Origin of the sequence: Sphingomonas sp. PAMC 26617 (genome assembly GCF_000242835.1) — a bacterium.
Classification (GTDB): domain Bacteria; phylum Pseudomonadota; class Alphaproteobacteria; order Sphingomonadales; family Sphingomonadaceae; genus Sphingomonas.
In genome coordinates, this window is record NZ_JH594425.1 from 2437497 (window position 1) to 2450596 (window position 13100).

The window sequence follows — 13100 nt, forward strand, 5'->3', positions numbered from 1 at the left end:
CGGAAGCGCCAATACGGCGCTCCCTTGTTTTCTCAGGCCGCTGCCACTGTGGCGCGCGGTAGAACCGCGTCGGCATAGTCGCTCTCCGCCAGCGCGATCAGCGCGCGGTCGTCGTGCTTCCACGGGTGGAAGCCGGGCAGGAAGAACGCGCACCAGGCGCCCAGGATCTTGCGCGCCATCCCCGGGCGACCGAGCGCGTACCACAGGATGCCGCGATGCGCGCGCCAGCCGGTGATGTCGTCCTGCCGCAGCAACTCCAGCATGCCCTTGTAGCGCCCAGCGAAGAACTTCTGCGTCGTCGCGAGCATCACGATTGCCTTCACGATCCAGCGCCGCCGACGCGGCCAGTCGCGCGTCGCGTGGAGCCACGTGTCATAGGCGACGCCCTTGTGCTCGATCTCTTCAGCGGCATGCCAGCGCCACAGCGCGGCGGCCTGCGGGTCACCACCCGCGAGATGCCGCGGGTTGGCGATCAGTTCGTGCGCGAGCATCGCGGTGAAATGCTCCAGCGCCATCGTCGCGGCGAGCGCGCCGATCGGCGGCTTGCCCTTGGTGAGCGCAAGTGCCTGGTCGATATGCTGTTCGAGCAAGCGGGTGTCATAACCCTGGTCGGTGACATGGCGGTTGAACGCGACATGCTCGCGCGTGTGGATCACTTCCTGCTTGATGAACGCCTGGATCTCGCCGCGCAGCCGAGGCGGCGTGCCCTCGCGAAAATTGCGGACGCTATCGACGAAAAAGCCTTCGCCCTTGGGGAAGGTGACCGACAGCGCGTTGTAGAAGGCGGTCGCGAACGGATCGTCGTTGAGCCACCAGCGGCGCATCGTCGTTCCCCGGCCAAAGCGGAGGTCGCGTGGCGTGATCGTCAGGTCGGCGGGAGTGGTTGCTTTCGCCACGAAATCCTCCAAGTGTTGGTGGACTGCAGTGCTCCGTAGCGGCATGCACTGCTGACAGCTCTGTCAATAGGTCATACTTACATCCGTGTCAATAATCCGCAAACGTCTCAGCCCCGAAGAATCGCGGGATGCCGCAATTGAAGCCGCGCGGGCGCTGCTGATCGAACAGGGGCCGCAAGCGGTCACTCTCAAGGCGGTCGCGGCGCGGATCGGGCGGACGCACGCCAATCTGCTGCATCATTTCGGGTCGGCGGCGGACCTGCAACGCGCGCTGATCTCGCACCTTGCCGATACGATCACGGCTGAAATCGGCGCCGCCGCGAAGCGCGCGCGCGCGGGCGAGGCGGACCCGCGCGAGATCGTCGACCTGACGTTCGATGCGTTCGCCAACGGCGCGGGCGCGATGGCGTCATGGATGATTCTCTCGGGCAACCACGATGCGCTCGATCCGGTGCTGACCGCGATCCACCGGCTGGTCGACGAGCTGGCCGAGGGTGATGCATCGGGCAAGGCGATCTACGAAGAAACGCTGCAACTGGTGCTGATGGCGATGGGCGATGCACTGCTGGGCCGTGCGATGGCGAATGCGCTCGGGCTGCCGCCCGAAGCCGCGCGGACGATCGCGACTCGCGCGCTGATCGCATCGCGGACTGGCGAATCACCGGCTGATACGGCTAGTCTGGCTAAAATCGCATAATCCGCTAAGGAGCGGCCATGCATTTCCTTGACCAAGCAAAAATCTTCGTCCGATCGGGCGCGGGCGGCCCCGGGGCCGTCAGTTTCCGGCGTGAGAAGTTTATCGAATATGGCGGCCCCGACGGCGGCAACGGCGGCAAGGGTGGCGACATCATTTTCGAGGCGATTCCCGGCCTTAATACGCTGATCGATTTCCGCTACACCCAGCATTTCCGCGCGCCGCGCGGCGCCGGCGGATCGGGGTCGAATCGGACCGGCGGGGGCGGTGACGACCTCATCATCCGCGTGCCGATCGGGACGCAGGTGCTGTCCGAGGATCAGGAGGAAGTCCTCGCCGACTTCACCGTGCCGGGCGAGCGCGTCGTGTTCCTGCGCGGCGGCGATGGCGGGCGCGGCAATGCGACCTACAAGACCTCGACCAATCGCGCCCCGCGCCAGCATGGCACCGGCTGGCCGTCGCAGGAGATGTATGTCTGGCTGCGGTTGAAGCTGCTGGCGGACGCCGGGCTCGTCGGGCTGCCCAATGCGGGCAAATCCACCTTCATCAATGCGGTGACCAATGCGCAGGCGAAGGTCGGCGCCTATCCGTTCACGACCGTGCGCCCGCAATTGGGCGTGGTCAGCCGCTACAATCGCGAGTTCGTCGTCGCGGACATCCCCGGCCTGATCGAGGGGGCGGCGGAAGGTGCCGGGATCGGCGACCGGTTCCTCGGGCATATCGAGCGGTGCAAGGTGCTGCTGCATCTGGTCGATGCGACCGAGGATAACCCTGTGGATAACTACAGGATCGTCCGTGGAGAACTCGAGGCGTACGGCGCGGGGCTTGTGGATAAGCCGCAGGTGATCGGCCTCAACAAGGTCGATGCGCTCGACCCGGCGGACGTCAAGAAATTGATCACCAAGCTCAAGCGCGCAAGCAAGGCCGAGGTGCTCCCGCTGTCGGGCGCGAGCGGGGCCGGGATCGATGCGGTGCTCGACCGGCTGATCGAGGCGATCGGCCCGGCGGAGACGGTGGCGAAGCGCGATGACGGCAGCGACGAACCGGCGGAGTGGTCGCCGGTTTGAGGGGGCCAATCCGTCTGGTATAAGGGCGTATGGCAACGCATCTCGTTTACCCGCTGCTGACCGCCGAAGCGTTCCTCCAGATCGATTTCGGGAATCAGAAGGCCGAACTCGACAATGGCGTCATCCGGATGATGGCGGGCGGTACGGCGCGGCATGCGCGGGTGGCGGGAAACATTTTCCTTGCGCTCGCGCTGCGGCTTAGGGGTTCGGGACGCACGCCGTACAATTCGGATATGGCGGTTCGGACCCGGCCCGACTCGATCCGCTATCCCGATGTCTCGATCTTTTGCGGACATGGTGGCGAAAGCGACGATGACGCCATCGCCTTCGACGATCCCCGCGCGGTGTTCGAGGTGCTCTCCGATGGCACCGCGCGGACTGACTTGCGCGTAAAACTCGACGAGTATCGGACGTTGCGGAGCGTCGATACGATCGTGTTCGTCGATATCGCGAACGAGCGCGTGCGGATCGTGCAGCGCACCGGGCCAGGTGGCTGGGCGGACAATAGCTTTGAAGGTCCGACCGAGGTGGTCATCCCCACGCTCGGCATCACCATCCCGCACGACGAGATCTTCGCGCGCGACTGATCCCGGCCAAGGGCATTGGCGTGGCGTGCGGGCCGCGCTAACGCGAAGGAACGCATGCCCGTCTTTCCGCCTTCCTCTTGCCCGCGCCTGATCGTCAAGGTCGGCTCCGCGCTGCTCGTCGCGCCCGAGGGGACGGTGCGGCGCGCGTGGCTCGAGGGGCTGGTCGCCGATATCGCGGAGCGGGTGCGTGCCGGGCAACAGGTGGCGGTCGTCTCCTCCGGGGCGATCGCCTTGGGTGCGCGGCGTCTGGGCCTCGCCAAGGGCGGGCGCGCGAGCCTCGAGGATGCGCAGGCCGCTGCCGCGACCGGCCAGATCGCGCTAAGCCAGGTGTGGGCCGAAATGCTCGCCGCGCAGGGGCTGACCGCCGCGCAGATGCTGGTAACGCTCGCGGATCTCGAAGACCGTCGGCGCTATCTCAACGCCGCCGCGACGCTCGGGCGGTTGCTGTCGCTGGGCGTCGTCCCGATCATCAATGAGAATGACAGCGTCGCCACAGAGGAAATCCGGTTCGGCGACAATGACCGGCTCGCGGCGCGGGTCGCACAGGCGGCGGGGGCGCAGGGGGTCGTGCTGCTGAGCGACATCGACGGGCTGTACGACCGCAATCCGGCGATTCCCGGCGCGACGCATATCGCGCGGGTCGAGCGGATCGACGCAGGCGTCGAGGCGATGGCGGATCGCGGGTCGGCTTCCGGGATGGGCAGCGGTGGGATGGTCTCGAAGATCGCCGCCGCGCGAATCGCCAATGCCGCGGGAGCGACGCTCGCGATCGTCAGCGGCGGCATCGCGCGACCACTCTCCACCGCGGCGCGGCACACGCTGTTCCTGCCCGAAAAGAGCGCAACCGCGCGCAAGGCGTGGCTCGCAGGCGGGTTGACCGCCATGGGGGAGATTGCAATCGACGCAGGCGCGGTTGCGGCACTGTTGGGCGGCAAGAGCCTGCTCGCGGCAGGCGCGACGCGCGTCTCGGGCAGCTTTGCGCGGGGTGATCTGGTGACCGTGGTCGGGCCGGACGGGCGCACCCTTGCGCGGGGGTTGAGTGAGTATCCCGTTTCCGAAGCCACCGCGATTGCAGGCCTGCGCAGCGAGGCGCAGGCGCAGGTGCTCGGCTATGCGCCGCGCGCCGCTCTGATCCACCGCAATCATATGGCGCTGTTATGACTCAGAAGACACTCGCCATCACCGGCGGCACCGGTTTCGTCGGGGGGCGGGTGATCGAACTCGCGCTCGCCGCCGGGCACGGCGTGCGTGCGCTTACCCGCCGCCCGCAACCGCCGCGGGCCGGCGTGACGTGGATCGTAGGTGCGCTCGACACGCCGGATGCACTCGACACGCTGGTCGCGGGTGCGGACGCGGTGTTGCACGTCGCGGGCGCGGTCAATGCGCCGGACCGCGCAGGGTTCGTTGCGGGCAATGTCACCGGCACGCAGGCGATGGTCGGTGCGACGACGCGCGCGGGCGTTCGTCGGTTCGTCCATGTCTCGTCGCTTGCCGCACGGGAGCCGGGCGTCTCGACCTATGGCTGGTCGAAGCACGAGGCCGAACTCGTCGTCGCCGCGTCCGCGCTCGACTGGACGATGGTGCGCCCGCCCGCGATCTACGGCCCGGGCGACATGGAAATGCGCGACCTGTTCCGCATGGCCAAGACGGGGTTCGCGCTGGTGCCGCCCGGCGGACGGGTGTCGCTGATCGAGGTGGGCGATGTCGCTGCGCTGCTGCTGAAGCTGGCGGTGACCGATCCCGGCAAGCTGATCCTCGAGCCGGATGACGGGCGCGATGGCGGCTGGAGCCATGCCGAGATGTTGCGCGCGATGGGCGTCGCGGTGGGGGCGAAGCGCGTGTCGGTCTTCGCGCTCCCGCGAGCGGTGCTCGATCTGGTCGCGCGCGGCGACATGCTGGCGCGCGGCAGGAACGCCAAGCTGACCCGTGACCGCGTCGGCTATCTCTGCCATCCCGACTGGACCGCCGCGCCCGACAAGCGTCCGCCCGCCAGCCTGTGGACCCCGCAGGTGCCGACCCCGCAGGGCCTTGCCGACACCGCGGCATGGTATCGCGCGAACGGCTTGCTATAGGCTGTGCATAAAGCCGCCGCATTTACGCGGCACAGCGTACCCAGTTTCAAGGACCGAGCATGAGCGACCGCCAATCCATTTACGACACCGTCACCGCGCAGATCGAGCCATTCAACAAGAAGGGCGTGACGCTCAGCGACGCGACCACCTTCCAGGGCGATCTCGAATGGGACAGCCTGACCGTGATGGATTTCGTCGCCGCGATCGAAGACGAGTTCGACATCATCATCACGATGAACATGCAGGCCGAAATCGAAACCGTCGGCCAGCTGGTCGATGCCGTCGCCAAGCTCAAGGGCTAAACCTACGATGACCGAAGCCGCTGCCACCGCCCACGCCCTCGCCGAGCCCGAGACCGTCGCACCTGCCACCCCTGATCTGGGGCGCGACCTGATGAGCAAGTTCGACGGGCTGATCGCCGAACGCCAGGCGCTGATGGACACGGGCGTGCGCGATCCGTTCGCGATCGTGATGGACGAGGTCAAATCGCCGACCGAAGCGGTCATCAAGGGCCGCGACACGATCCTGCTTGGCACGTACAATTACATGGGGATGACGTTCGACCCCGACGTGCTCGCGGCGGGCAAGGAAGCGCTCGACAAGTTCGGCTCGGGCACCAACGGCAGCCGGATGCTCAACGGCACCTTCCACGACCATATGGAAGTCGAGCAGGCGCTGCGCGATTTCTACGACGTCAGCGGGGCGATCGTCTTTTCGACCGGGTACATGGCCAATCTGGGCATGATTTCGACGCTGGTCGGCAAGGGCGAGTACATCATCCTCGACGCAGACAGCCATGCGTCGATCTACGACGGTTGCAAGCAGGGCAATGCCGAGATCGTCCGCTTCCGTCACAATGACGTGACCGATCTCGACAAGCGGCTCGGTCGCCTGCCCAAGGAAGCGGGCAAGCTCGTCATCCTCGAGGGCGTCTATTCGATGCTGGGCGATATCGCGCCGCTCAAGGAAATGGTCGCGATCGCCAAGAAGCACGGCGCGATGGTGCTGTCGGACGAAGCGCACTCGATGGGCTTCTTCGGCCCCAACGGGCGCGGCGTGTACGAGGACCAGGGCTGCGCGGCGGACGTCGATTTCATCATCGGCACCTTCTCCAAGTCGGTCGGCACGGTCGGCGGGTTTTGCGTGTCGAATCACCCGAAGTTCGAGGCGATCCGCATGGCGTGCCGCCCGTACATCTTCACCGCATCGCTCCCGCCGTCGGTCGTCGCGACCGCCGCGAAGTCGATCCGCAAGCTGATGCATGCGCACGACAAGCGCCGCCAGCTCTGGGAGAATGCGCGCGCGCTGCATGGCGGGCTGAAGGCGATGGGGTTCCGACTCGGCACCGAGACGCCGCAGTCGGCGATCCTCGCGATCATCCTCGAAGACCAGACTCAGGCCGTCGCGATGTGGCAATTGCTGCTCGAGGGCGGACTGTACGTCAATATGGCGCGCCCGCCCGCGACTCCGGCGGGCACGTATCTGCTGCGCTGCTCGCTCTGCGCCGAGCATACGCCCGCGCAGATCGCCACCGTGCTCGAAATGTTCGAGGCGGCGGGCCGCGCGACCGGCGCGATCGCCTGACGTCGTTACGGATACGGCCGACCCTATCAACGGGTCGCGCCATCCGCTAAGCTGGAGGCATGACCGGGGAATTGGGCGAGACGGCGGGGGGCGCGGCGTCGGGCACGACGTGGCGTTCCTTTACGCTGGTGGCGATGGCCGTGCTCGGCGTGCTGGTGCTCGTCGCGCTCGGACTGACCTTGCAGGAGGTCAATCGCCAGCGCGACCGAGCGCTTGCGCTGCAGAAGCACAGTTACGAAGTGATGATCCTGACGGCCAACCTGTCCGGCACGATCGCGCGTGCCGAGGCCTCGCTTGGTCGGTACGTCATCAGCGTCGACGATCGACTCGGGCAGGCCTATTCCGCGGACTGGCTGCTTGCGTCGCAGCAGATCACGCGCCTCAAACGAATCACCCACGACAATCCCGAGCAACAGCGCGCGATCGCGGCCTTGCGCGAGGCATTCCGCGGCAGGACCGACGAACTCGGCGATGTCGCGCTGAGCACCTTTTACAAACGCAACAACCAGGCGCTTGCCTTATATTACAAGGCGGGCCGTGCCCCGTCGCGCGCGGCCATCGACGTGCTGCTCGACCGGATCGGGGTGCAGGAACGCCAGGTGCTCGACCAGCGCACCGGGGTGGCGCTGGCTTCGGTCGCGCGGTCGAGTGCGATCGCCAGCGCGCTCGGGGTGTTCGGCATCCTGATCCTGCTCGGGGCGGTGGGAATGGGCTGGCTGACCGTCACCGCGCTCGGGGAACGCGCGGCCGCGCGCGCCGAGGCGGAGACCGAACGCGATCGCTCGATCGAACTCGAAGCGGCGGTCGCGAAGGCATCCGCCGAATTGCTCGCGCAGGAGGCGAAGCTCCGGCAGGTCCAGAAGCTCGAGGCGGTCGGGCAGTTGACCGGAGGCATCGCCCACGATTTCAACAACATGCTCGCGGTGGTCATCGGAGGGCTCGAACTCGCGCGACGCCATGTCGGGGACGATCCGGTCGCAGCGCAGCGTCATATCGCCAACGCCGCCGAAGGCGCCGAGCGCGCGGCCGCGCTCACCCGGCGGTTGCTCGCCTTCTCGCGTGAGGAATCGCTGCGCTCCGAAACGCTCGATCCGGCGGGCCTGATCGGCGGCATGTCCGATCTGCTCGACCGGACGCTGGGGGATGGGATCACCGTCGACGTCGCACCGCCGTCGGAGCCCGGCTGGATGGTACGGTCGGATCGGATCCAGCTCGAGAATGCGTTGCTAAACCTCGCGGTCAACGCGCGCGACGCAATGGACGGCCGCGGGCGGTTGACGATCGGCGTCGCGCAGGTGTCCTTGTCGGAAGGCGCGGTCGGGACGTGTCGGGCGGGGGAGTATGTTGCGCTGACGGTGTCCGACACCGGCTGCGGAATGCCGCCCGAACTTTTGGAGCGCGTGTTCGAACCCTTCTTCACGACCAAGCCTTCGGGCAAGGGCACGGGGCTGGGTCTCAGCCAGGTCTTCGCGTTCGCGCGCCACGCGGAGGGGCAGGTTCAGCTCGAGTCGACCGTCGGGGTGGGGACGACGATAACCCTCTATCTCCCTCGCCACCGGGCGGAAACCGACTCTGCGTCGGTCAAGCCGACGCTCGCCACGGCGGCGGCGCAGCAGAGCGGGCTCGACATTTTCGTGGTGGAGGACGATCCCCGCGTCCTGAACGCGACGATGGGTGCGCTCGAGGAACTGGGGCATCGCGCGGTTGCCTGCGACGACCCGATCGTGGCGCCCGGGATGCTCGACCGGCTTGGCCATGTCGATCTGATCATTTCGGACGTGCTGATGCCGGGGCGTACCGGCCCGGAGCTGATCGACACCGTCACACCGCTGCGTCCCGACATGGCGGTGTTGTTCGTCACCGGTTACGCCGGGGAAGCAGGCGGCGAGGCGGAGTTTGGCGGGCGGCATGTCCTGCGCAAGCCCTTCACCCTTGCCGGGCTCGCACGCGCGATCGACGCAGCGGTGCAGGATCGCCCGCCGCACCCGGTCGACAGCATCGCCGCCGAGTAAATCCGTATTCGCGCCGATCGAACGGGCTGGCGCAAAGGATTGGGTAGCTCAGCCGCCAAGCCCGCGATATAGCCGGGGACACGCCCGCCATTCCCTCGGGCAAGAGGCGCTTTTCCTGCCATCATGAAGTCCATCGATCGCTACATGGCCCGGCTTATCGCGGTGCCGCTGTTCTCGACGCTCATCATCTCGGCGATGCTGCTTGTGCTCGACCGGATGCTGCGGCTGTTCGACTTCGTCGCAACCGAGGGCGGGCCCGTCAGCGTGGTGTGGCGAATGCTTGCCAACCTGCTGCCGGAGTACCTCGGCCTCGGGATACCGATCGGGCTGATGCTCGGTATCCTGCTTGCGTTCCGGAAGCTCGCGACCTCGTCCGAACTCGACGTGATGCGCGCGGTCGGGATGAGCTATCCGCGGTTGCTGCGCGTGCCGTACATGTACGCGATCGCGCTCGGCGCGATCAATCTCGCGATCGTCGGCTTCGTCCAGCCCGATGCGCGCTATGCCTATGAAAAGCTCCGCTACGAACTGCGCACCGGTGCGCTCGGCGCGTCGATCAAGGTCGGCGAGTTTACGCACTTCGGCAACGACATGACGCTGCGGATCGAACAGAGCCACGAATCGGGTCGACGGCTGTCGGGGATCTTCCTGCGGCGTGACGACAAGAAGGGCGGCTCGATCGCGATCACCGCCGCGAACGGCCAATTCTTCGCGACCGACAATCCCGACGAGATCATCTTCCGCCTCGACCAGGGCACCTTGGTCCGCACCGAGGCGAAGGTGCCGACGCCGCGCGTGCTGCGTTTCACCGTGTTCGACTTGCCGATCCCGCTGCCCAAGACCGAGAACTTCCGGGTGCGCGGCGCAGAGAATCTCGAGCGGACGCTCCCCGAGCTGGCGCGGATCGGCAGCGACCGGGGCGCGCCCCGCGAGCTGCGCGACACCAGCCGGGCCGCCTTCCACTTCCGCACTGCCGAGGTGCTGACGATCCTGTTGCTGCCGTTGCTCGCGATCTCGCTTGGCGTCCCGCCCAAGCGCTCGACCTCGGCGCTTGGCGTGTTCCTCTCGATCATCATGATCGTCGCCTATCACAAGGTGAACGAATACGCCCAAGCGGTTGGCGGACTGGGCAAGATCGATCCGCTGGTGGCGATCTGGGTGCCGTTCGCGGTGTTCGCGAGCCTGACGCTCTGGATGTTCTACACGATCGCGTTCGTGCCCGGCGGGCAACCGATCGGCGCGCTCGAACGCGTGTTCGCCAAGCTTGGCAAGGCGATCGTCAAGCTCCTTCCCGGCCGGCGCGAGAAAGCCGCATGACCCTCGACCTGTTCCCGTCGCGCACCGTCGCGCTCTATATGGGGCGGATGTTCCTGGTACGGACGTTCGCCGTGCTGGCGATGCTCGTGCTGATCCTGCAGGCGCTCGATCTGCTCAGCGAATCGGGGCACATCCTGGCGCATCCCGGCAATGGCGAGCCGCAGGTATGGCATTACCTCACGCTGCGAATCCCCGAAATCATCGCACAATTCCTGCCGTTCTCGGTGTTGCTCGGCACGATCATCACGCTGTCGACGCTCAACCAGAATAGCGAGATCATCGCGCTCAAGGCGTCGGGGCTGTCCGCGCACCAGGTACTCGCGCCGTTGCTGATCGCGAGCCTCGGCGTCGCGGTCATCTCCTTCACCTTCAATGACCGGGTCGTAAGCCGCGCGACGGCGACGCTCGATGCGTGGCAGAAGGTCGATTATGGCCCCATCCCGGTCGATCGCGGGGACCGCACCAACATCTGGGTTCGCGACGGCGACGACCTGATCCAGGTCGAGCGGGTGAGCGGAACCGGCGACCGGGCCAAGCTGACCGGGGTCACGTTGTTCGACCGGACCAACGGGTCGCTGGTCCAGATCATTACCGGCCAGACCGGCGTTCGCGACGGGGCGGGCTGGAGAATTTCGCCTGCAACACGGTTCGACGTGGCGCGTGGCAATCTCACCAAGCTCCCGAGCATCGTGATCGGGCAGGGCGTCCGGCCTGATCAGTTCACGCTGTCGACGATCGATGCGGGTGGTCTGTCGTTCGGCGCGCTGCGTTCGGCGATCGGCGATCTTGGCGCGGGCGGGCGTCCGACCAAGGCGCTGGAAGGCGCTATGTGGCACAAGCTGTCCGCGCCGCTGTCCTCCGTGCTGATGCCGCTGCTCGGCGCCGTGGCGGCGTTCGGGCTTGCGCGGTCGGGCAAGCTTTTTGTCCGTGCGGTGATCGGGATGATGCTCGGCTTCCTGTATTTCGTCGCAGATAATTTCGCGCTCGCGATGGGGAATATCGGCGCTTATCCGCCGATCCTCGCGGCATGGGCGCCGTTCCTGTTGTTCCTGATGATCGGCGAGGCCGTGCTGATCCGGACCGAGGAATAGGCGCAGACTTTGCGCCTTTGTATCGGGCGCGGTTGCTTATTAAAAACTGGCGTCACTCTGACCTTGTTTAAGAGGCCACCGCGAACTGATGGCTGTCCGTACCTGCTGCACGGTGGATGCTGAAACGAGTTCAACATGACGGCGGCGTGGGAAGGGGCGGGGCGTGTCTCCTTCCAGCGTCACCCTGAACATGTTTCAGGGTCCACCGCGGTACGAGGGCTGTCCGTGCCTCTTGCGCGGTGGATGCTGAGGCAAGGTCAGCATGACGCGGGGTGTGGGGATGCGAGCCTCACGCCGCCAGCGGCAAGGCCTGCGCCGGCGCGAGATCCAGACTGTAGCGCAGCCCCGCAACGTCCTTGCCGCGCGCCCGGCATGCCCGCGTTTCGGCCCCTGTCTCGAAAAATCCGAGCTTGCGCAGCACGCGGCCCGACGCCGGATTGTCCTCGAAATGCAGAGCGTGAAGGTGCCGCAGCCCCAGCGCGTGGCGTGCTGTGTCGAGCACCGCGCGCCCCGCCTCGGTGGCATAGCCCCGGCCCCACGCGTCCGGGGTCAGCCAATAGCCGAGCTCATACCCCGAGTCGTCGCGCGTCAGCCCGATTCCGCCGATGATCCGCGGACGTGTCTCCTCGCGTGCGAGGATCAGCAAACGCGGGCTGTGGTGGTCTGGGGGCAGGGTCAGGAACGCCGTTGCGTCGTCCACCGTATAGGGCCAGGGCGCGCGTGCGAGCATCGCGACAACCGGCTCATGCGCAATGGCGGCGGCAAGTGTAGGCGCATCTTCGGGCCAGCCCGGGCGCAGCGTCAATCTCGGAGTCCGAGCGAACATCACAAACTCTCCTCGTAGGCCGTCGTTCGCATGCCGGGATGACATGGACACGACAGTGGGGAGGGAGCCATGAAAAAAGGGAGCCGGGGCGGACCCGTCTCCCTTGTTTCGGTATCCTTGCGGATACGCGGGTCGCCCTGGTGGGCAACCCGTCCGGTTGCCCGTTATTCTGCGGCCAGTGCCAGGGTCTCGACCGAGCAGAATTTGCGGCCGAGCTTGCCCTGGTGGAAGGTCACGCGGCCTTCGACGAGCGCGAACAAGGTGTGGTCCTTGCCGATGCCGACGTTGGTGCCCGGGTAGAACTTCGTGCCGCGCTGACGGACGAGAATGTTGCCCGGAATGGCGATCTCGCCACCGAACTTCTTGACGCCAAGGCGACGGCCTGCCGAATCGCGACCGTTGCGCGAAGAGCCGCCTGCTTTCTTATGTGCCATCTCGAACTACTCCTTACGCCTGAGCGGCCGGGGCATCGGCCTTGGCCGGTGCTGCCTGCTTGTCATTGTTGCCAATCGCGGTGATGCGCAGGATCGTGTGACGCTGGCGATGACCGTTCTTGCGGCGATAGTTGTGGCGGCGACGCTTCTTGAAGACGATGACCTTGTCCGCCTTCGCCTGCGCGATGATTTCCGCCGAAACCGTCAGGCCCTCGACCGAATGCAGCTCCGAGCCTTCGCCCGCGAGCAGAATGTCGCCGAGCGTGATCGACGCGCCGGCTTCGCCGTCGAGCTTTTCAACGACGATCTTGTCTCCGGCGGCAACGCGATACTGCTTGCCGCCTGTGCGCACGATTGCGAACATGGCCCTTATCACCTTCAAAATACCTGTGCCCCACGACACGGCAAGCCGAGCGCGGGAAAGAAGCGCCAGCTATGCCAAGCGCGGCGCGCTGTCAACCGTAGAGCACTCCCGACACCCGTCAAAACGTTGCCGAAACGCAATAGCGGCCCGGCAATC

Annotated in this window: 14 protein-coding genes; 10 read left to right on the forward strand and 4 right to left on the reverse strand. The window is 66.4% G+C overall.

Going from position 1 to position 13100, the window contains the following annotated elements:
- Positions 1-32 precede the first annotated feature (32 nt).
- Positions 33-941 (reverse strand): metal-dependent hydrolase, encoded by a 909-nt coding sequence (locus tag RH91_RS10730; RefSeq protein WP_198283250.1) that lies wholly within the window; start codon positions 939-941, stop codon positions 33-35.
- Positions 942-981: 40 nt separating this feature from the next.
- On the opposite strand from RH91_RS10730, the gene RH91_RS10735 reads away from it, so the two are divergent.
- The 10 genes from RH91_RS10735 (at position 982) to lptG (ending at position 11320) form a co-directional block, all read left to right on the forward strand.
- Positions 982-1593, forward strand: coding sequence for a TetR/AcrR family transcriptional regulator (locus RH91_RS10735; RefSeq protein ID WP_010162741.1), 612 nt, complete (start codon positions 982-984; stop codon positions 1591-1593).
- 17 nt (positions 1594-1610) lie between these two features.
- A complete protein-coding gene (gene obgE / locus RH91_RS10740; protein WP_010162742.1) occupies positions 1611-2657 on the forward strand; it encodes a GTPase ObgE in 1047 nt (348 codons plus the stop codon).
- A gap of 29 nt (positions 2658-2686) precedes the next feature.
- The gene (locus RH91_RS10745; RefSeq protein ID WP_010162743.1) at positions 2687-3244 is read left to right on the forward strand and encodes a Uma2 family endonuclease; all 558 of its coding nucleotides are present in this window, start codon (positions 2687-2689) and stop codon (positions 3242-3244) included.
- Between the two features lie 54 nt (positions 3245-3298).
- Complete coding sequence (proB, locus tag RH91_RS10750) at positions 3299-4405, forward strand: glutamate 5-kinase (RefSeq protein WP_010162744.1); 1107 nt, start codon at positions 3299-3301, stop codon at positions 4403-4405.
- Positions 4402-5316 (forward strand): NAD-dependent epimerase/dehydratase family protein, encoded by a 915-nt coding sequence (locus tag RH91_RS10755; RefSeq protein WP_010162745.1) that lies wholly within the window; start codon positions 4402-4404, stop codon positions 5314-5316. The genes proB and RH91_RS10755 overlap by 4 nt, the downstream gene beginning before the upstream one ends.
- 59 nt (positions 5317-5375) lie before the next feature.
- A complete protein-coding gene (locus RH91_RS10760) occupies positions 5376-5618 on the forward strand; it encodes an acyl carrier protein (protein WP_010162746.1) in 243 nt (80 codons plus the stop codon).
- A 7-nt stretch (positions 5619-5625) separates the two neighbouring features.
- A complete protein-coding gene (gene spt, locus RH91_RS10765; RefSeq protein WP_010162747.1) occupies positions 5626-6900 on the forward strand; it encodes a serine palmitoyltransferase in 1275 nt (424 codons plus the stop codon).
- Positions 6901-6959: 59 nt separating this feature from the next.
- Positions 6960-8912, forward strand: a complete 1953-nt coding sequence (locus RH91_RS10770) for an ATP-binding protein (RefSeq protein ID WP_010162748.1) — start codon at positions 6960-6962, stop codon at positions 8910-8912.
- Positions 8913-9035: 123 nt separating this feature from the next.
- Positions 9036-10229, forward strand: coding sequence for an LPS export ABC transporter permease LptF (lptF, locus tag RH91_RS10775; RefSeq protein WP_026046472.1), 1194 nt, complete (start codon positions 9036-9038; stop codon positions 10227-10229).
- Positions 10226-11320 (forward strand): LPS export ABC transporter permease LptG, encoded by a 1095-nt coding sequence (gene lptG / locus RH91_RS10780; RefSeq protein WP_010162750.1) that lies wholly within the window; start codon positions 10226-10228, stop codon positions 11318-11320. The genes lptF and lptG overlap by 4 nt, the downstream gene beginning before the upstream one ends.
- Before the next feature lie 289 nt (positions 11321-11609).
- On the opposite strand, the gene RH91_RS10785 is transcribed toward lptG, so the two are convergent.
- The 3 genes from RH91_RS10785 to rplU form a co-directional block, all read right to left on the reverse strand.
- Positions 11610-12146: a GNAT family N-acetyltransferase gene (locus RH91_RS10785; RefSeq protein ID WP_232283479.1), complete on the reverse strand. Its 537-nt coding sequence runs from the start codon at positions 12144-12146 to the stop codon at positions 11610-11612.
- A 164-nt stretch (positions 12147-12310) separates the two neighbouring features.
- Positions 12311-12580, reverse strand: coding sequence for a 50S ribosomal protein L27 (gene rpmA / locus RH91_RS10790; RefSeq protein WP_010162752.1), 270 nt, complete (start codon positions 12578-12580; stop codon positions 12311-12313).
- A gap of 13 nt (positions 12581-12593) precedes the next feature.
- Complete coding sequence (gene rplU / locus RH91_RS10795) at positions 12594-12944, reverse strand: 50S ribosomal protein L21 (protein ID WP_010162753.1); 351 nt, start codon at positions 12942-12944, stop codon at positions 12594-12596.
- Positions 12945-13100 lie beyond the last annotated feature (156 nt).

Excerpts from the sequence above, each read along its gene's own strand:
- RH91_RS10730 (WP_198283250.1), bottom strand. The coding sequence starts at position 941 with ATGCCGCTACGGAGCACTGCAGTCCACCAACACTTGGAGGATTTCGTG.
- obgE (WP_010162742.1), top strand. The coding sequence starts at position 1,611 with ATGCATTTCCTTGACCAAGCAAAAATCTTCGTCCGATCGGGCGCGGGC.
- RH91_RS10745 (WP_010162743.1), top strand. The coding sequence starts at position 2,687 with ATGGCAACGCATCTCGTTTACCCGCTGCTGACCGCCGAAGCGTTCCTC.
- proB (WP_010162744.1), top strand. The coding sequence starts at position 3,299 with ATGCCCGTCTTTCCGCCTTCCTCTTGCCCGCGCCTGATCGTCAAGGTC.
- RH91_RS10755 (WP_010162745.1), top strand. The coding sequence starts at position 4,402 with ATGACTCAGAAGACACTCGCCATCACCGGCGGCACCGGTTTCGTCGGG.
- RH91_RS10760 (WP_010162746.1), top strand. The coding sequence starts at position 5,376 with ATGAGCGACCGCCAATCCATTTACGACACCGTCACCGCGCAGATCGAG.
- spt (WP_010162747.1), top strand. The coding sequence starts at position 5,626 with ATGACCGAAGCCGCTGCCACCGCCCACGCCCTCGCCGAGCCCGAGACC.
- RH91_RS10770 (WP_010162748.1), top strand. The coding sequence starts at position 6,960 with ATGACCGGGGAATTGGGCGAGACGGCGGGGGGCGCGGCGTCGGGCACG.
- lptF (WP_026046472.1), top strand. The coding sequence starts at position 9,036 with ATGAAGTCCATCGATCGCTACATGGCCCGGCTTATCGCGGTGCCGCTG.
- lptG (WP_010162750.1), top strand. The coding sequence starts at position 10,226 with ATGACCCTCGACCTGTTCCCGTCGCGCACCGTCGCGCTCTATATGGGG.
- RH91_RS10785 (WP_232283479.1), bottom strand. The coding sequence starts at position 12,146 with ATGTTCGCTCGGACTCCGAGATTGACGCTGCGCCCGGGCTGGCCCGAA.
- rpmA (WP_010162752.1), bottom strand. The coding sequence starts at position 12,580 with ATGGCACATAAGAAAGCAGGCGGCTCTTCGCGCAACGGTCGCGATTCG.
- rplU (WP_010162753.1), bottom strand. The coding sequence starts at position 12,944 with ATGTTCGCAATCGTGCGCACAGGCGGCAAGCAGTATCGCGTTGCCGCC.